At 43.7% G+C, this 16,810-nt stretch carries 18 protein-coding genes; all 18 read right to left on the bottom strand.

All coding sequences use genetic code 11. The features are described 5' to 3' along the window. Window positions 1-13: 13 nt before the first annotated feature. The 18 genes from NSQ49_RS13915 to NSQ49_RS13830 all read right to left on the bottom strand — a co-directional run bounded on the left by NSQ49_RS13915 (window position 14) and on the right by NSQ49_RS13830 (window position 16,655). A complete protein-coding gene (locus NSQ49_RS13915) occupies window positions 14-388 on the bottom strand; it encodes an ATP synthase subunit I (RefSeq protein ID WP_159863241.1) in 375 nt (124 codons plus the stop codon). 5 nt (window positions 389-393) lie between these two features. Continuing rightward, entirely contained in the window at window positions 394-615 is a 222-nt protein-coding gene (locus NSQ49_RS13910; RefSeq protein WP_048007940.1) for an AtpZ/AtpI family protein, read from the bottom strand. Window positions 616-912: 297 nt separating this feature from the next. Further along, the gene (locus tag NSQ49_RS13905; protein WP_251283434.1) at window positions 913-3,177 is read right to left on the bottom strand and encodes a S8 family serine peptidase; all 2,265 of its coding nucleotides are present in this window, start codon (window positions 3,175-3,177) and stop codon (window positions 913-915) included. A 77-nt stretch (window positions 3,178-3,254) separates the two neighbouring features. Continuing rightward, on the bottom strand, window positions 3,255-4,544 hold the full coding sequence (locus NSQ49_RS13900) for a serine hydrolase (protein ID WP_251283436.1): 1,290 nt from the start codon (window positions 4,542-4,544) through the stop codon (window positions 3,255-3,257). Between the two features lie 170 nt (window positions 4,545-4,714). Further along, window positions 4,715-4,954: a hypothetical protein gene (locus NSQ49_RS13895; protein WP_159863457.1), complete on the bottom strand. Its 240-nt coding sequence runs from the start codon at window positions 4,952-4,954 to the stop codon at window positions 4,715-4,717. A gap of 89 nt (window positions 4,955-5,043) precedes the next feature. Further along, window positions 5,044-5,673, bottom strand: coding sequence for a hypothetical protein (locus tag NSQ49_RS13890; RefSeq protein ID WP_236566180.1), 630 nt, complete (start codon window positions 5,671-5,673; stop codon window positions 5,044-5,046). Between the two features lie 451 nt (window positions 5,674-6,124). Next, a complete protein-coding gene (gene wecB, locus NSQ49_RS13885; RefSeq protein WP_251283438.1) occupies window positions 6,125-7,276 on the bottom strand; it encodes a non-hydrolyzing UDP-N-acetylglucosamine 2-epimerase in 1,152 nt (383 codons plus the stop codon). A 58-nt stretch (window positions 7,277-7,334) separates the two neighbouring features. Then, the gene (upp, locus tag NSQ49_RS13880; RefSeq protein ID WP_159863459.1) at window positions 7,335-7,964 is read right to left on the bottom strand and encodes a uracil phosphoribosyltransferase; all 630 of its coding nucleotides are present in this window, start codon (window positions 7,962-7,964) and stop codon (window positions 7,335-7,337) included. Between the two features lie 163 nt (window positions 7,965-8,127). Further along, window positions 8,128-9,369 carry a serine hydroxymethyltransferase gene (gene glyA, locus NSQ49_RS13875; RefSeq protein WP_251283439.1) on the bottom strand — a complete coding sequence of 414 codons (1,242 nt, stop codon included), beginning with the start codon at window positions 9,367-9,369 and terminating at the stop codon, window positions 8,128-8,130. A gap of 176 nt (window positions 9,370-9,545) precedes the next feature. Continuing rightward, window positions 9,546-10,541: an anti-sigma factor gene (locus NSQ49_RS13870; RefSeq protein WP_251283440.1), complete on the bottom strand. Its 996-nt coding sequence runs from the start codon at window positions 10,539-10,541 to the stop codon at window positions 9,546-9,548. Further along, entirely contained in the window at window positions 10,534-11,067 is a 534-nt protein-coding gene (locus NSQ49_RS13865) for a sigma-70 family RNA polymerase sigma factor (protein WP_251283441.1), read from the bottom strand. The genes NSQ49_RS13870 and NSQ49_RS13865 overlap by 8 nt, the downstream gene beginning before the upstream one ends. A 193-nt stretch (window positions 11,068-11,260) precedes the next feature. Then, the gene (locus NSQ49_RS13860) at window positions 11,261-11,827 is read right to left on the bottom strand and encodes a TIGR01440 family protein (RefSeq protein ID WP_159863463.1); all 567 of its coding nucleotides are present in this window, start codon (window positions 11,825-11,827) and stop codon (window positions 11,261-11,263) included. A gap of 21 nt (window positions 11,828-11,848) precedes the next feature. Further along, a complete protein-coding gene (rpiB, locus tag NSQ49_RS13855) occupies window positions 11,849-12,289 on the bottom strand; it encodes a ribose 5-phosphate isomerase B (protein ID WP_035327960.1) in 441 nt (146 codons plus the stop codon). A gap of 105 nt (window positions 12,290-12,394) precedes the next feature. Further along, window positions 12,395-13,690 carry a methyl-accepting chemotaxis protein gene (locus NSQ49_RS13850; RefSeq protein WP_251283443.1) on the bottom strand — a complete coding sequence of 432 codons (1,296 nt, stop codon included), beginning with the start codon at window positions 13,688-13,690 and terminating at the stop codon, window positions 12,395-12,397. Between the two features lie 16 nt (window positions 13,691-13,706). After that, a complete protein-coding gene (locus tag NSQ49_RS13845) occupies window positions 13,707-14,147 on the bottom strand; it encodes a low molecular weight protein arginine phosphatase (protein WP_251283444.1) in 441 nt (146 codons plus the stop codon). A 176-nt stretch (window positions 14,148-14,323) separates the two neighbouring features. Beyond that, a complete protein-coding gene (locus NSQ49_RS13840; protein ID WP_159863466.1) occupies window positions 14,324-14,875 on the bottom strand; it encodes a manganese efflux pump MntP in 552 nt (183 codons plus the stop codon). Between the two features lie 113 nt (window positions 14,876-14,988). After that, a complete protein-coding gene (locus NSQ49_RS13835) occupies window positions 14,989-16,032 on the bottom strand; it encodes an L-threonylcarbamoyladenylate synthase (protein WP_159863467.1) in 1,044 nt (347 codons plus the stop codon). Between the two features lie 176 nt (window positions 16,033-16,208). Then, on the bottom strand, window positions 16,209-16,655 hold the full coding sequence (locus tag NSQ49_RS13830; protein WP_159863468.1) for a GNAT family N-acetyltransferase: 447 nt from the start codon (window positions 16,653-16,655) through the stop codon (window positions 16,209-16,211). Between the last annotated feature and the right edge of the window lie 155 nt (window positions 16,656-16,810).

The raw sequence follows: 16,810 nt of genomic DNA, 5'->3' as shown, positions 1-16,810 counted from the left end.
ACCTCTCTTCCCGCTATTTACGTAATTGAAAAGATTGAAGAAAATAATCTATCATAATGACAATATAGGATGTCATTAATCCAAATACCACACTGATCAGATGCAGCTTTTCAGGATATTCCAGAGCGATCATAACAGCAAATACTGCTGTAGCCATCCTGGATACCGTTCCAAGTGAACGCACCTTCTCGCCTCTCTCGACTGCCTCTCCAAATTGCAGCGCCTTTCGTGAAATCAGCCACAAATTGAACAGACTTAAGCATGTCCCGAAGATCAAGCCCAGAAAAATAGATTGATAAGGTGTAAAACCCCAGCCGAGAACATATACAGACAACAAAAGGAATATGTATTTTCGCTGTCTTTGAAAAGTTGCTTTGATTTCCGGCATGATGTTCATTCTCCTGTGAAAAAATGTTGGATTAGGCGAAGCATGGCGTAAATCCCGGCGCCCAGCCCAATGAACAAGCCGATTAATAGGAATAAAGGCTCAGTTCCTGCCTTGCTGTCAAGCCATCTTCCGGCGAAAATGCCAATGAGCGTGGAACCTACTAACTGGGAAAGAATGGCGGACATTAAGGCCATCGCCTTAAATGGGTTGCGGTCTTTTTGACGCATTAAAACGCATCCTCCCTTAAAGAGAATGGTAAGAGGGTTTTGAGGCCGTAAAAAATCAGTTAAACATCATGCAGAAGTGGGAAATATGTCTGCAAAAATATTTTGAAAACCCTATCATCTTTTACCCTTTGTAAGCATACAATAGGGCTTTGTCAATGTCAATGCGTTTGGAGTGAAAAAGTTCACAAACAAAAAGGTAAAAATATGGTATGTTCACATATTTATCACATTTAATTTTCCGCTTTTATATTGAAAAAGGAGCGAGAATCTGCATCGCTCCTGAAAACCTTTTTTCGCTTACTTTTTGATCTCCTCTGCTTCTGAAGGCACCGGATCCCCCAGCTGGCCATCCGGCCTCACAAATATATAAGTTTCAAGCCAATCTTCCCGGCCAGCCTTTTTAGCAAACACCTTCGCCAGGTAAAGACCCGGCCCTGGCAGCTTTTCTGCAGGGATTTCCTGCAGCAGCTGTCCCTTGCCGGCATTTCTTTTCCAATCCAGAAATCCCATGAACCGAAGGCTTTCCGAATCAAACATCGCAATTCCGAACTCCTCCGCACCGCCAGGCAGATATACTTCATACCGATACGTTCCCGGTTTATCCCCTTTGCCAATTCCGAATCCCATCACCCTTGGGTAATCAGGCTCCTCAAGTACATACAGGTATGGAACATGGATACTTTCAGAACCTGCTTTCAATAGTAGGTACCCGTCATGGATCTTATTCTTTAAAAGGGTCGGATCTGCAGACATTTTGATTTCGACCTTTTTCTTTTCACCCGGATTCAATCGGAAGGTCATTGGCATTTCCCAATTGATGCCCTGCTCCTTATAAGGTACGGAAAAGGAATAAGACTGCGTTTTTCCACTTATATTTTCAACCGTTATAAAACTGCTGTGGTCATGCAGCCTGTCTGCGATCTGAAATTTGCCGAATTGCATGGAAGCCGGTAATACAAGCGTTTCTGCCTTCAGCGCCTGATCAAGCTGTATCCTGCCGGCCCCCTGCTCATAGGTTCTATATGTCCGTCCTTCCGAGTTCCTTATTAGCTTAGCGGTATTCATGAGTGCTGCCTTAATCTGTTCCGGTCCCCATTCGGGATGTGCCTGTTTCAGGATGGCACAGGCACCAGCCACATGCGGAGCGGCCATACTTGTCCCCTGAAGCGGCAGGTAGCCGCCGGGAATCGTGCTATTTATGGCGACCCCCGGCGCCACAACATCCGGTTTAATTTCCCATGTGGATGTAACAGGTCCGCGGGAGCTGAAGTCGGCCAGGATGTCCCTTTCTTCTATTATATTAGTCCGGGCAAGGAGCCTTCCCTTTTCTTTTAAAAGCTTCTTGATCCTCTCGCCTTCTTCCTTTGAAAGCGCCGCTGCCGGAATAGGAACCTCGCTGTCCAGATTGCCGAAGAATCTGCCTTTTGTGTTATTATAAATAATAATTCCCTCTGCGCCTGCTTCCATCGCATGGACAGCTTTATCCGTAAACGTCATTTCCCCTCTTTCCACCAGTACGATTTTTCCTTCCGCATTCTTCAATTCAACCGTATGCCCGAGTCCTCCATCGACAATTTCATATGAGCGATCAAATTCCCACTCCCTTGAACCCTGCAGCAAATCAAGGCGGATTTCGCGTCCATTTATACTCAATATCGGCACCTTGATTGTTGGTGTAGAGGCTCCGACAGAAATTGCTTTCGACGCCGTTCCTGGAGATCCCACTGTCCAAATATTTGGCCCCGAATTTCCTGATGAAGTGACAGCCGTTATTCCTTTTTCAACCGCTTTATTCAGAGCCATGCTTATCGGAAGGTCTGGCCCGTTTACGTTGTTTCCCAATGAAAGGTTTAACACATCCACTTTATCCTTAATAGCCTGTTCGATGGCTGCTATTACTTGTTCTGTTGTTCCGCTTCCGCCTGGTCCGAGAGCCCTGTAAGCGATAATAGTTGCTTCCGGTGCAACGCCCTGAATCCTGCCATTTGCCGCAATAATACCCGCGACGTGAGTGCCGTGCAGCGTGCCTTGTCCCCCGGCAGCCTTTGTTTCCATCGGATCCTTATCATTATCCACCAGATCGCGCCCGCCGCCGTAGCTTCTTCTCAAGTCAGAATGGTTGTAATCAATGCCGGTGTCAATCACGCCGACTTTCACACCCTTGCCTGTGAGACGCTGATTATTTTCATCATAATAGCCTCTGGCATTGAGGCCGCCAATCAGCTTGATATTGTCATTGGAATGAACATGGTACGTATTAACCGGTGAAACAGAAGTGACTGACTCTAGCTTTTGCAGACTTTGCAAAGCAGATGATTTTCCTTTAACCGAAAAGCCGTTTAAAGCCTGATTGAATGTATGCCTGATTTGCAGCTCAGGATTTTGTTCGATCATTTGTTTTATTTCCTGTTCCTTCTTTGCGTCACTTAATACAACGATTGCCACTTTTTCTATATCAGGTGACTCTTCCGGTATAGGAGGGTGTGAAAGTGTCCGGGCCGAAACAGGAGTTTGACTGAAGAATAATGACATGACGGTTAGAAGCAGAAACAATTTTTTCATATAAAAACCCACCCTCTTTTTGTTTTAGGGTGGGCTGTATTGATGCCTTGTATGCGTAAATCAATATAAAATTAAGGCTAGTTCAGGGATTCATAGACAATATTAGCAACTTGTTTAGAAAGAGCACCTGTACTCCTGTAAGATCCGCTTGATAAAGGACCATTGTTTTGTTTGTTCGTCAGCAGGATAATCTGAAGGTTTTCCTCTGGGTCTATAATAATCTGTGTTCCAGTAAAACCAGTATGGCCAAAGGCTTTGTCAGAATAGTGATCTCCCATGTACCAGCTTTTGTCCAGCTCCCAGCCATATCCCTGGCCAAAGCGCTGAGGAGAGGTAAAGAGATCAATCACTTCTTTATCATACATGTTTGCTTTTCCATATGTTCCGCCATTTAACATGGTCTGGCCCAATACAGCAAGGTCCCTTGCTGTCGAAAATAAACCGGCATGGCCAGCAATACCTTTATTGCCATAGAAGCTATTTCCATCATTAACTTCTCCAACTAGGGTGTAATTCCTCCAGTATTTAAACATATCCGGGCTTTCTTCAACATAGTAACCGAAATTAGGATCATCAATCATTTTATACTCATAAGGATTTCCCCAGGAGGTAGCCGCAATTTTTTTCTTGAAATGTTCCGGTGGAGTAAACATCGTATCATTCATTTTTAAAGGTTTATAAATATTTTCTTCTAAGTACTTATCCAATTTTTGCCCGCTGACCTCTTCAATTAAAAAACCCAGCATCATAAAGCTAAAATCACTATATCTCCTGTCCGTGCCAGTCGGATATTCAAGTGGCAGCTGATTTATATAATTCAGAACCTCTTCCGAATTATCAGCGTAAAGGTATGTCGGCTTCCAGGGAGTTAAACCAGAGGTATGTGTCAGCAGGTCAGCTACAGTAATATCTTCTTTTCCATACTGAGCAAACTCAGGAATAAAGTCAGATACCCTGTCATTGACTGAGAGTTCACCCTCACTAACAAGTTTCATTATACCTTGGGTTGTTCCCATTACCTTCGTAACGGAAGCAAGATCAAACATTGTTTTCTTTTTCATTTTTCTAGGGTTTTTAAGCGTTTCCCCCATATCATACTTTTGTGCATTTCCATACGCTTCCTCTTTGACAATCTTTCCATCCTTGGCTACAAGAACTACCGCACCCGGTGTAACACCATCAGCAATAGCCTCCGTAATGGCTTTATCAATACCCTTCAATTGCTCAGGATCAAAGCCAGCCTTTTTCGGGTGGCTATGACTCAATTTCTGGCCGGACCGTTCTTTGGCATTTACCATATTTCCGGAAAAAGCTGCAGAACTTAAGACTAATGCAAGGACAATTAACAATAACCTTAACCTTTTCAAATCTTCATCTCCTTTACAGATATACCAATATACAATATTCTGTATAATTAATAGTATCTATCTTTCTATTGATTATCAATATAGTTTTTTGTATTTTCAGAAAACAGTACTTTTAGATTATAAGAAAAATAAAAAAGCCATCAAATATGATGGCTTTCTTCCTTTATGTATTAAAACAGCTGATTCGGTTCCAGTTTTCCTTTTTGAATTAAACGGTCCCGCTTTTTATCTCTCCACATATCCGTTATGGTGGCCGCTATTAATAATACTGTAAACAGAATTCCCTTTCCTTCTGCCAGCTTAAATACCAGGGCGATAAGACCTTCGGACATGAAAGTGCTCATTAATGAACCCAGCAGCATGATGATCCAGACAATCAATGCTCCTTCTAAAATGGCTAATGCTCTCATTTATTCGACCTCCCGGGTATATAAAATCATTTATGCCAATACCCCGCAGACAGCAGTCTAAACGTGAATCTTGCAATTTGGGCATTCCTTTACTTTCCAAATATCTTCTGCCAGATGCTTTTGCTTTTTTCAGCCTCTAATGCACCGGCTACTTCTTCTACAGACTTCTGTGTCGCCATCAGTTTTTCATAAAGGGAAGTGACTTTTTCACTCTCTTTTTCATAGCCTTGTGCATGGGCATTTCTTAAATCTTCAATAGTGAGTTTGAGCTCATGCACCTCATGTATCAGCTGTTTGTTTTGTTCTCTGATTTTATTCTGGGTAAGACGGGATTGCTCATTTTGCTGCACGAGGAAGCTGACAAGCTTTTTCATATCTGTCAGTTCAGAATTCACATTCACAAGTGAGGTGGTGCTGCTTTCTTCCTCATCCTCCACCGTAATGATGACCGGAATCCCTGCATCCTCAAGCTTTGCTGTGACTTCCTCTTTTTTAAGCCCATCTGAATATAATTTCCGGATAAATTTCAGCTTTTCAATTTCAGAAGCCTGAATTTTATAGCGATTATGTTCTTTCCGGTAGTTTATGTATTCTGCATGCTCCTGCAAATAACGCTTTAAGCTATTTTCAGGTATGTCCGGAAGCGCTTCCTTAAGCTCCTTCATTGTCAAATACTGATTTGCCAACGTCCTCAGCACCTTTCTTGGTATCTTGCCCATCACCCGGCTTCCACCGGGCATTACCCATGACTAACCACCTAACCGCCAACAAAACCACCATGGTTATTTTTGCGGTAAATGCGCCTTCAATAACGTCTACTCTCCCGCTGTTTTTCCAACCATGACTACCACGTTTAATCACTTAAGACCATCTGGAAACATTGATATATCAACATTTTGCAAATAACCATCCAACCATCAACCTATTAACCGTTAATTTTTTCGTTTTGTTCTGCCTTCCATTTCTTCTATACTCTATCATAACTTTTCCAGCTTTGCGGGGAAAGAGACTTTTAACATAAAAATAAAATAGATTTCTCTGCCCATCATCAACCACCCAACCACCAACATATCAACCGTGGTATTCCTGGGTCAATTATGCCGCTTCTCCCCTCCCCTTTTTGAAAAACTAAAATAAATGCACCTCTTTTTTAAGAGAGGTGCATTTATTTTAGTTTTGCGGTTTATATTCTTCCGGACGATCAATCGTCTGTTTGAAATGGTAGCGGATAGCATCGCAAATTCTCTTGGAAGCATTTCCGTCTCCATATGGATTTACGGCTTTCGCCATTTTTTCATAAGCTGCCCCATCCGTCAGAAGCTCAGTTGCCAGATCATAAATTGGCTGTTCCTCAATGCCGGCAAGCTTAAGGGTGCCTGCTTCAATTCCTTCAGGCCTTTCCGTTGTATCGCGCAGAACAAGAACAGGCACACCAAGTGACGGTGCTTCTTCCTGAACTCCGCCCGAATCGGTCAGAATCAGATGAGCTCTTGAAGCAAAGTTATGGAAGTCTATGACGTCAAGCGGCTCAATCAGATGTATGCGGTTATCGCTGCCAAGAATTTCTGATGCGATTTCCCGTACTGCCGGATTCATATGAACAGGATATACCACTTGGATATCTTTCTGTTCTTCTACCAGCCTTTTAATAGCCGTGAACATATTGCGCATCGGTTCGCCCAGGTTTTCTCGGCGGTGTGCAGTCAGTAGCACAAGGCGGTCATCGCCGATTTTTTCCAGGACTTCATGGTGATACGTGTCTTTAACCGTAGTTTTAAGCGCATCAATGGCCGTGTTTCCGGTGATGAAAATACTTTCGCTCTTTTTATTCTCATTTAAGAGGTTTTCAGCTGACATGGATGTTGGCGAGAAGTGCAGATCTGCCATGACACCTGTAAGCTGGCGGTTCATTTCCTCAGGAAATGGAGAGTATTTATTCCATGTGCGCAGTCCTGCTTCCACATGGCCTACGACAATTTGGTTATAGAAAGCGGCAAGGCTTGCAATAAACGTTGTAGTGGTATCACCGTGAACAAGCACGATATCCGGCTTTACTTCCTTCATAATCTTATCAAGGCCTTCAAGTCCGCGTGTTGTCACATCCACCAATGTCTGGCGGTCTTTCATGATATTCAGATCATAATCTGGTGTGACCTTAAAAATATTTAACACCTGATCAAGCATTTCGCGATGCTGTGCTGTTACAGTCACAATCGATTCAAAATGCTCAGGGTATTTTTGAAGTTCAAGAACAAGGGGTGCCATCTTAATAGCCTCAGGCCTTGTCCCGAAAATTGTCATCACTTTAATCGGACGATCCATTTCAGCATCCTCCTTTTTAAAAGATATTTTCAATCTTTCCGGTTCACTGAAGCAGAAATTATTTTGTACCGAATAAACGGTCGCCTGCATCGCCAAGACCAGGAACAATGTAGCCTTTTTCGTTCAACTTTTCGTCTAATGCTGCAATGTAGATGTCTACGTCAGGGTGAGCTTCCTTAACAGCTTCTACGCCTTCAGGAGCTGCAATCAGGCACATGAATTTAATGTTTTTGCCTCCGCGCTTTTTCAGAGAATGGATGGCTTCAACCGCAGAGCCGCCTGTTGCAAGCATTGGGTCAACGACGATGAAATCTCTTTCTTCTACATCACTTGGAAGCTTTACATAGTATTCAACGGGCTGCAGGGTTTCCGGGTCGCGATACAAGCCAATATGACCTACTTTTGCTGCTGGAATCAGCTTCAGGATCCCATCAACCATTCCAATTCCTGCGCGCAAAATTGGGATGATTCCCAGCTTCTTGCCTGCAAGCACATTGGATTTCATCGTGCTGACTGGTGTATCAATTGTGATTTCTTCTAAAGGCATGTCACGGGTAATTTCGAATGCCATCAATGTCGCCACTTCATCGACAAGCTCGCGGAATTCCTTTGTTCCTGTACTCTTTTCACGAATGTATGTAAGCTTATGCTGAATTAATGGATGATCAAAAACGTAAACCTTTGCCATAAGTATCTCTCCTTTTTCATTATGCAGATTAGTCGAACCACACTTCGTCTAATTTTACAGAAAAACAATTCCATCGGCAACTATGATTCGTATTTGTAAAAGAAAAGTCATTATTTTAGCTTAGACTATAAAAGCCGGCCTCAAGCTGAGACCGGCTGTTTGATTAATATTCTGGATATAAAGTGAAGCTGCCTGATAAAGCTTCTACGCGCTGTGCAGCTTCCTGAAGCTTTCCTTCATCTTCATGATTTTTCAGTGTGAAGGCGATGATGGATGCAATTTCCTGCATTTCTTTCTCGCCAAAGCCGCGGGATGTAACGGCTGCTGTACCGATGCGGACGCCGCTTGTAACAAATGGGCTTTCCGGATCGAATGGTATGGTGTTTTTGTTGACCGTAATGCCAACCTCATCAAGTACTTTCTCAGCCACTTTCCCTGTTAAGCCAAGGGAGCGGAGGTCAACCAGCAGCAGATGATTGTCTGTGCCCTGAGATACAAGGTCGATTCCTTCAGCCTGCAATGCTTCCGCCAGCTTTTTAGCATTGGAAATGATATTGCCTGCATACGTTTTGAAATCATCCTGAAGCGCTTCGCCGAAGGCAACCGCTTTTGCCGCAATGACGTGCATTAAAGGACCGCCCTGGATTCCAGGGAATATGGATTTATCAATTTTCTTCGCATATTCTTCTTTGCAGAGAATCATGCCGCCGCGCGGTCCGCGCAATGTCTTGTGAGTAGTCGTTGTCACAAAGTCCGCAAACGGAACCGGATTCTGATGAAGCCCAGCAGCTACAAGGCCTGCAATATGAGCCATATCAACCATCAGCATGGCACCGACTTCATCGGCAATTTCACGGAAACGCTTGAAGTCAATTTCACGCGGATAGGCACTTGCACCTGCTACAATTAGTTTCGGTTTATGCTGACGGGCCTTTTCAAGCACATCATCATAATTGATTCGATGAGTTTCTTTATCCACCCCATATTCGACGAAATTATACTGCACGCCGCTGAAATTAACAGGGCTGCCGTGTGTTAAATGTCCGCCATGGGATAGATTCATGCCAAGAACAGTGTCTCCCTGTTCTAATACAGTGAAGTATACAGCCATGTTTGCTTGTGCACCTGAGTGCGGCTGCACGTTCACATGCTCTGCACCGAAAATTTCTTTCGCACGGTCGCGGGCTAAATCTTCGACTACATCCACATGTTCACATCCGCCATAATAACGTCGGCCTGGATAGCCTTCAGCATACTTGTTTGTTAAAACAGAACCTTGTGCTTCCATTACCGCTTCACTGACAAAGTTTTCAGAAGCGATTAATTCAATCTTTGATCTCTGGCGTCCCAATTCTTCCTGGATCGACTTGAAAACCTGCTCATCTTGCTGTGCTAAATGCTTCATAAGAATCCTCCCTTTTCTCCAACACACTTTTAATAAAGGAAAGCCTCGTTAAGGCCCGCCATTATATGTATCGATCTTAATGTGAAAATTCGTCTTTATTTTAACACGTTTTTTGAAAAAGCGACAGGCACCTATACCAGTTTGGCAGATTGGTATAGGTACCTGTCACCATCCTTTTATTCCCAGTTCCAATAATCCATTTCACCGAGGCGGGGAGAACGAATTTGCTTTTCTTCTTTTAGTTTTAATAGTTCTTTTACCGGGCCGGTGACGACTGCTCCATAGACGGTAAAGCCATTTTTTTTCAGATATTGATGGCGTTCTTTCAGGTGATCGAGTCCTAAAAAGTTTTCATAATAGCTTTGCGTTTCACTTTTTAATAGAGATTCCATCTGCTTCAGCATCAACTTTTTATTTTCTTCTATAAATTCCTCAGTCAGGGTCAATCTAGATTCTGACATATAATCTTCCCCTGCTTCTCTTCCCCCCGTGAGGCCATAAATGGATGTTAGTTCAATTGATTTCCCTCCGCTGCCATACCCTGTCTTAAATTCCTTCAGCTCTCCAGTATACAGCGGCATCCACAGGACTTCCAGGTCATAGGGCTTTAAAAGGTTCAGAAGCTCCTCGGGTTCCATGAATGATTGTGTGGAAAAAGCCATTTCCGCCACAGTCCCCTCGTGTACTTTTTCAAGAGATGTCCAGGCACCCGGGTTCACTTCAGCAGAAAGCTTTTTACCGTTATTCGGATTTTCAGGCAGAGAGAAACGGAAAATGTTCTCATTTTGTGGCTCGTATTTCTCGATTTTAACAGTTGAATATGAATTTAACAGCCTCTTTTCAATGTGAACCTCTCCGATTGTCTGAGGTTCTTTCCCGATCTGGCGGGAAATCGGGAAGGACAATTTCTGTGTCAAAAAAGGCGTTAGTTCTTTATGAACAAACCCGCCAAAATCTTCATATACATTCGGATGCTTCCAATCAAGAGCCAGCTTGCTGTAAAAAACATGCTTCTTTTCACTATTAGCAGCATCGGAGATTATGTTCACAGCCATCATATATGCCCAGAACAAAAGCAGACAGGCAGCGATAACCCTTATTACTCTAAATGATAAAGTATACCGGTATTTGACCATGATTTTCTTTTCACGTTCTTTGTTCCAGTCATTCATGTTTTTCCCTCCATTTTTCATCGGCGAGCTGTGACAGCTTTTTCCGGGCCCGATGCAGTGTCACTTTCACTTGATTTTCTGTTAGATCCAGTGCTTCCTGGATCTCACTATAGCTAAAAGACTCAAACTCTCTTAAATATAAAATAGAACGATATTGTTCCGGCAGACAGCTCATAAGGTCTGCGACATTTTCCTTTGATTCTTTGTATAATGCTGAATCCTCAGGCAAGCCGTATGGACTGATCATTTCTCCCTTGGAAAATAAATAGCCGGCAAAAGGAATTTTATTTCTTCTCTGCCGTTTCCGCCATTCATCCAGATAGGCATTCCTGGCCACCTTAAAAAGCCATGCTCTTACATCCTCCTGCTTATAGAAAGAGAGAGAAACCGTTGCCTTAATGAATGTTTCCTGAGTTAAATCTTCAGCTGTTTCTTTAGAGCCGGACATCTTATACAAATAGTAATAAAGCGGTCTGGCATAATTACGGTATAAATCATCCAGCCGATTCCCCCTGCTTTCCTTCAACGGCTTCTTCCCCCTTTCTCATTAAAAGCTGCACTATATACACGTTCTTCCTGGTTGAATGTTACTCGTTATATAAAAAAAAGTGACAGGTACCTATACCAGTTGATGAAGTGGTATAGGTACCTGTCACCCAACGGAATATTTAAAGCCCCAATCATCAAATGATCGGGGCAGCTAATTGGTATTAAATCTTCTATCTGCAGGATTCGTTATCAGATTTTCGTTCATAGATAGCCCGGGCCCCGCCGATGAGTTTCGGCCTGGTTTTGGCCAGGGTGACGTGCGCCTCGCCGATTGATTTTTGAGAGGTCCTGATGGGAACCGCTACATGCTTCAGGTGCATGCCGATCAGGGTATCTCCGATGTCGATGCCCGCATCTGCCTTGATAAATTCGACCATGACGGGATCTTCAAAATGTTCATAGGCGTATGTCGCCATCGCGCCGCCAGCCTTGCGGTGAGGAATGACAGCCACTTCCTCCAGGTTTTTCGCCTCGGCCACTGCCCGTTCAACCACTAATGCCCTGTTCAAATGCTCACAGCATTGAAAGGCAAGAGCAGCCCCTGTGTCCTGGCGGAGCTTGTCCAGCCGCTCAAATATCATTTCAGCCACTTGTTCCGTTCCGGCTGTGCCTATTCTTTTCCCGGCGACTTCACTTGTGCTGCAGCCCACTGCAAGAATATGCTTTTCATTTAAAGGAACTTGTTCGATGAATTCACGAATGATTGTATCCAACTCTGTTTTCCATTGATCGATCAAAAAGCCCACCCTTTCGAAAGTTTACTTCGTTTCGTAAGCAGTAATCTTTCCGACACGGTTTTCATGGCGGCCGCCTTCAAAATCTGTTGAAAGCCATACTTTTGCAATTTCCCGGGCAAGGCCAGGGCCAATTACCCGTTCACCCATAGCGAGGATATTGCTGTCATTATGTTCACGGGTTGCTTTTGCACTGAATACATCATGCACGAGCGCACAGCGGATTCCCTTCACTTTGTTGGCAGAGATGGACATGCCGATCCCGGTTCCGCAGATCAGAATGCCTTTATCAAATTCACCGCCTGCAACCTTTTCAGCAACAGGCAATGCATAATCCGGATAATCTACCGAAGTTTCGCACTCACAGCCAAAATCCTCATATTCAATGCCCATTTCATCCATCAGGTTTTTTATTTCTTCGCGGAGATTAAGTCCCCCATGGTCTGATGCAATTGCAATTTTCATAATGAAACCCTCCAGTTTGAAGCCGCTTTATTTTTGACACATTATGCTCTTATTTTGACACAAAACCTTGAAAATATAAAGAAAGGGAGCCTTATTTGGGCTCCCTTATAGTTTAAATTTAGTAATAGTGCTGTTTAATTTTTCTGCCTGCTCCTTTAGCTCGATGGCGAGCCTTTCCACATTGCCGATTACAGCTGTCTGCTGCTGAGTGGCAGCTGAAACCTCCTGTGCTCCTGCTGATGTTTCTTCCGCAATGGCCGCTACTTCCTGTGTTTGGGTAGATGTATGCTGGATGCCTTCCATTTGGTTATCCACCAGCCCTGAAATGGCAGACACTGAAGCAGCCATTTCATTGACCACTTTCGCCATTTCCTCAATTACTTCATTTGTTTTTGTGCCTTTTTCCACTTCATTATTAGCAGTCTCCACCTGATAAGAGATTTGCGTAACAACATTACGGACCTCTTCCTGAATGTTTTTTATCAGTTCAGAAATGCCCTGGACTGCCTGCGCACTTTCATCTGCAAGCTTCCGAACTTCTTCAGCGACCACGGCAAACCCTTTGCCATGGTCCCCCGCACGGGCTGCTTCAATAGAAGCATTTAAAGCGAGAAGGTTTGTCTGTGCGGCAATGTCACCGACCAGCTGGATTATCTGCTCTACCTTTACGGCGTTTTGCTCAAGTCGCTTTACTGTCTGGAGTGATTCCTCATTATCCTGAGCCAGTTTTTCTATGCCGGAAATAAGTGAATGAATCACTTTCTTTGATTCCATCAGGTCCTGAACCATTTCACCGGAAACATTTTGTGAGGCTTTTGCTGTATCCTGAACTTCCTGGGCTATGCGCAGGACATCTTCCATGGATTCAGCTGTTGACTGAATGGACACGGCTGAGCTATCTGCTCCCTGGGAAATCTCACTGATCGTTCTGGCAATTGCATCTGCCTGCTCTGCAGCTGCAGAGGACTCAGAAGACATGGCAATGACTTTTTCATTTGTTTCTCTAAAGTTCTCGTCAATCTTATGAACCATATCTCTTAAATTGGAAAGCATATGGTTGAACGCAATGCCCAATGACCGGATTTCATCATCCGATGCTGCAAGCTCTGCATCCTGGCCGATATCGCCATTGGCAGCCATGAGTGCTGTTTTTTCAAGTTTCTGCAATGGTTTGATGATAAAGCCTGCAGCAAAAAAGGCAAGAACCCCTGACCAGAAAATCCCCATCCCTAAGGTTAATATAGTAAAAAAAGCCTCTCCAAATGGAAGCATCTCATCTATGCTTGGATATAAAAAATAGAGAAATCCAGCACTTGTTGTGTATGTAATGATGGCCAGCAACGTGATGAATAATACGAGTTTTTTTCTAAGGCCGAACTTATAGACCTTTTTCTCCCCCATTATAGTATCCCCCTGATTAATCTTGTCTCTTTATGCGATCCAAAATTTGATCAATCGCTTCTGTCAGATCTTTAAAGGTACTTCTATATATCTCAACCGGTCCCCCATATGGATCAATAATATCTCCCGCAGCACCAGCAAACTCTTTTAATGTAAAGGTTTTGCCCTCTGCTTCAGGAAACATGGACAGGACCGTATTTTTGTGGCCGGCTGTCATCGTTAAAATATAGTTCGCCCATACTATTAAATCTTCACGCATACTGGACGACTGATGCTGCAGCTGAATTCCGTTCTCCTCCAGTACACTTTTCGTATTCGCGGACGCCTCACTGCCGTCTGCTGCAAATACGCCGGCTGACTTCACTTCCACACCGGGAATCGATCTGCTTTTTAAAATGGCTTCTGCCATCGGGCTTCTGCATGTATTTCCCGTACAAACGAATAATACATTGGCCATAGAATCTCTCCCTCCTTTATATCGGTTTATTACGATAAATCTTTATCCAACTTTTCTTACATTATAAGACAAATTTCCCATAAACACCTATAGCTCCCAAGCAAAAAAAGAAAAAAGGGCAGCCCGCACCCTTCTCATTTTTCACAAAATATTAACATTTAAACACAGACGAACTTCTATAAAAATAACAGCTTTACCCCGAAAGCCAGGAGGATGGCGCCTCCTAGAGCTTCGCTGTAGGAGCCGATCCAGCTTTGTACTTTTCTGCCGGTGAGGAGGCCGGCCCATGTGAGGATGGCAGCCCCAGCTCCGAAGAAAACGAGCACCAGGAAGGTTTTAGCTCCGTAGATTCCGAGGCTTAGGCCGACTGAAAAACTATCAAGGCTGACACTCAGTGCAAAAATCAGGAGCCCTATGCCAACCGGTGTTATTAAGCTGTCTTCATCATCTCTGAAGCTTGACCAAATCATCTGCACGCCTAATAAAAGGAGCAGGCCCCCGCCAACATATCCGGCAATGGCTCCAAATGTATTCGAAAGAAATCTCCCTGCTATCATTCCTATTAACGGCATCAATACATGGAAAAGTCCAATGGTGATGCCGATTTTAGCTATTTGTCTGAGGCGGAGTTTGTACATCCCCATGCCAAGACCTACTGAAAAAGCATCCATCCCCAATGCGAATGCCATTAAACCTAATGTTAAAACTTCCCCAATCATTGCAGACATTTTTCCTCCCCCTCGGACTTGCTAATTCAGCATATGCACGTCCAAGCGGATTTAGAATGCCAGCATCTTTTTTACAAACTAAAAAACCGCTTCATACTGAAACGGTTTCTTTATTATCTGCTGATGACCCTGTGACCGGCTGCCTTCATCAGGCGGTTCATAATGGCATGCCCGACACCTTTCCCCGGAAACATCTCACAGAAAATAACATCAGCATCTGTAGTATTGAAATATCTTAATGCTTCATAGAGGGAGCTCGCTACGGTCTCAAGCTTTTCCCGCTGTCCGCAGGCATATACATAGTCAGCATGATAGAATTCCCGATTTTCCACTGTCGTCAGAACGCCAACTGAAAGACCTTCCTGCTTCTTATCATCAACAAAGTGCTGGATATCCTCTCTTGTTCCTTCTACTAAATACAGAGGTGCATCCGGTGCATAGTGACGGTACTTCATGCCCGGAGATTTCGGCGCCTGACTTTCATCGGCTAAGGCCGGGTCTACGCTGACATCGCCCACAACCTCTTCCAGCTGTTCTCTTGTAATGCCTCCTGGCCTTAGGATCACCGGCACTTCCCCCGTACAATCCACAACGGTTGATTCCACACCAACACCAGTCGGACCTCCGTCCACTAAACCGGCAATTCTTCCATTCAGGTCCTCCCAGACATGCTCAGCCGTTGTCGGGCTTGGCCTTCCTGATCTGTTTGCACTTGGAGCAGCAATCGGAAGACCCGTTTTCTTCAGAAGCTCCAATGCCACCGGATGATCCGGCATTCTCACAGCCACTGTGGATAAACCCGCTGTTGCATATTGGGAAAGAACCCCACCCTTCAGAATAAAAATGAGCGTAAGCGGTCCCGGCCAAAATACATTCATGAGTGCCTGTGCATTTTGGGGAATTTCAGTTACAAACCCGTCCAGCTGGGCTTTGTCAGCAATGTGGATAATCAGGGGATTATCACTCGGACGTCCTTTTGCTTGGAATATTTTTTTGACTGCATCGTCATTTTCCGCATTTCCGCCTAGTCCATATACGGTTTCTGTTGGAAAAGCGACCACTTCATTATTTTTTAACAGATCGGCAGCCTGTGAAAACTGTGAATAACTGCCTTCTTTATCCACACTGTTATCCACCGACCATCTTTTTGTAATCATTGTTATCCACCTTCACAAAAAATGTTTTTTTGCTGTCAAAATTCCTTTGTTTTCGACATTTTTTTGAACATTCCTTTGGAAAGTATAGTAGAAGAAGCTGGATAACTCAAGTTTTATCCACAAATTGTGTATAAATAAGATGGATTTGTGTATAACTTTGGAAAGATACCCACAATTCACATGGATAATTTCAAAAAGAAAGAGTTATCCACAGTCAGGATGTGTTTAACGTGCTCTGAGTGGAATAAAACTTCCGGCAAGTCCGCTGTTTCTTCCTGTGTAAAGCCAAGCAGGCTGAAAAAGGCCAGCGAATTCCGCTTATTCGATGCAAGATACAATGCCTCCATGCCCCGATCCCTGGCCAGCATTAATATTTGCTCAAATAAAATAAATAAATCTTTTTCAGTTGCTGTCGGAGTCATCACAAGCGATCTCAAAAGACCGACCTTTCCATGAGGTTCAATTCCCAGGGTAGCCTTAATATCCCCGGAATCATTCTCCATAATTAAAAAATATTCAATTGCTTCTTTTATCCCGTCCGTACTTAAGTTTGCCGATTCCAGAAATGATGCCAGATTCTCCACATCTGAAGCATGAGCACATCTCACTACACCTGTTTCCATTTCTTCACCCCATTTTCGAATTGTCACTCTATGAATATGAAAAAATAGAAAAAGTAGAACTAGAATCAAAAAATATTTTTACATTATGAAAGACTCTATAAAAATGAAACACGGCAGCTGTCTGATACGGCTGCCGTACTTATATTATTACTATC

This window comes from Cytobacillus sp. FSL R5-0377 (genome assembly GCF_038004385.1).
Lineage (GTDB): Bacteria > Bacillota > Bacilli > Bacillales > Cytobacillaceae > Cytobacillus.
This window is presented reverse-complemented; position numbering and strand designations above follow the sequence as displayed.

Coding starts and splice junctions, on each gene's coding strand:
- NSQ49_RS13850 (WP_251283443.1), bottom strand. CDS start 13,690: ATGGGGGAGAAAAAGGTCTATAAGTTCGGCCTTAGAAAAAAACTCGTA.
- glyA (WP_251283439.1), bottom strand. CDS start 9,369: ATGAAGCATTTAGCACAGCAAGATGAGCAGGTTTTCAAGTCGATCCAG.
- NSQ49_RS13840 (WP_159863466.1), bottom strand. CDS start 14,875: ATGTCTGCAATGATTGGGGAAGTTTTAACATTAGGTTTAATGGCATTC.
- NSQ49_RS13835 (WP_159863467.1), bottom strand. CDS start 16,032: ATGATTACAAAAAGATGGTCGGTGGATAACAGTGTGGATAAAGAAGGC.
- NSQ49_RS13895 (WP_159863457.1), bottom strand. CDS start 4,954: ATGAGAGCATTAGCCATTTTAGAAGGAGCATTGATTGTCTGGATCATC.
- upp (WP_159863459.1), bottom strand. CDS start 7,964: ATGGCAAAGGTTTACGTTTTTGATCATCCATTAATTCAGCATAAGCTT.
- NSQ49_RS13830 (WP_159863468.1), bottom strand. CDS start 16,655: ATGGAAACAGGTGTAGTGAGATGTGCTCATGCTTCAGATGTGGAGAAT.
- wecB (WP_251283438.1), bottom strand. CDS start 7,276: ATGGATCGTCCGATTAAAGTGATGACAATTTTCGGGACAAGGCCTGAG.
- rpiB (WP_035327960.1), bottom strand. CDS start 12,289: ATGAAAATTGCAATTGCATCAGACCATGGGGGACTTAATCTCCGCGAA.
- NSQ49_RS13845 (WP_251283444.1), bottom strand. CDS start 14,147: ATGGCCAATGTATTATTCGTTTGTACGGGAAATACATGCAGAAGCCCG.
- NSQ49_RS13890 (WP_236566180.1), bottom strand. CDS start 5,673: ATGGGCAAGATACCAAGAAAGGTGCTGAGGACGTTGGCAAATCAGTAT.
- NSQ49_RS13905 (WP_251283434.1), bottom strand. CDS start 3,177: ATGAAAAAATTGTTTCTGCTTCTAACCGTCATGTCATTATTCTTCAGT.
- NSQ49_RS13915 (WP_159863241.1), bottom strand. CDS start 388: ATGCCGGAAATCAAAGCAACTTTTCAAAGACAGCGAAAATACATATTC.
- NSQ49_RS13910 (WP_048007940.1), bottom strand. CDS start 615: ATGCGTCAAAAAGACCGCAACCCATTTAAGGCGATGGCCTTAATGTCC.
- NSQ49_RS13870 (WP_251283440.1), bottom strand. CDS start 10,541: ATGAATGACTGGAACAAAGAACGTGAAAAGAAAATCATGGTCAAATAC.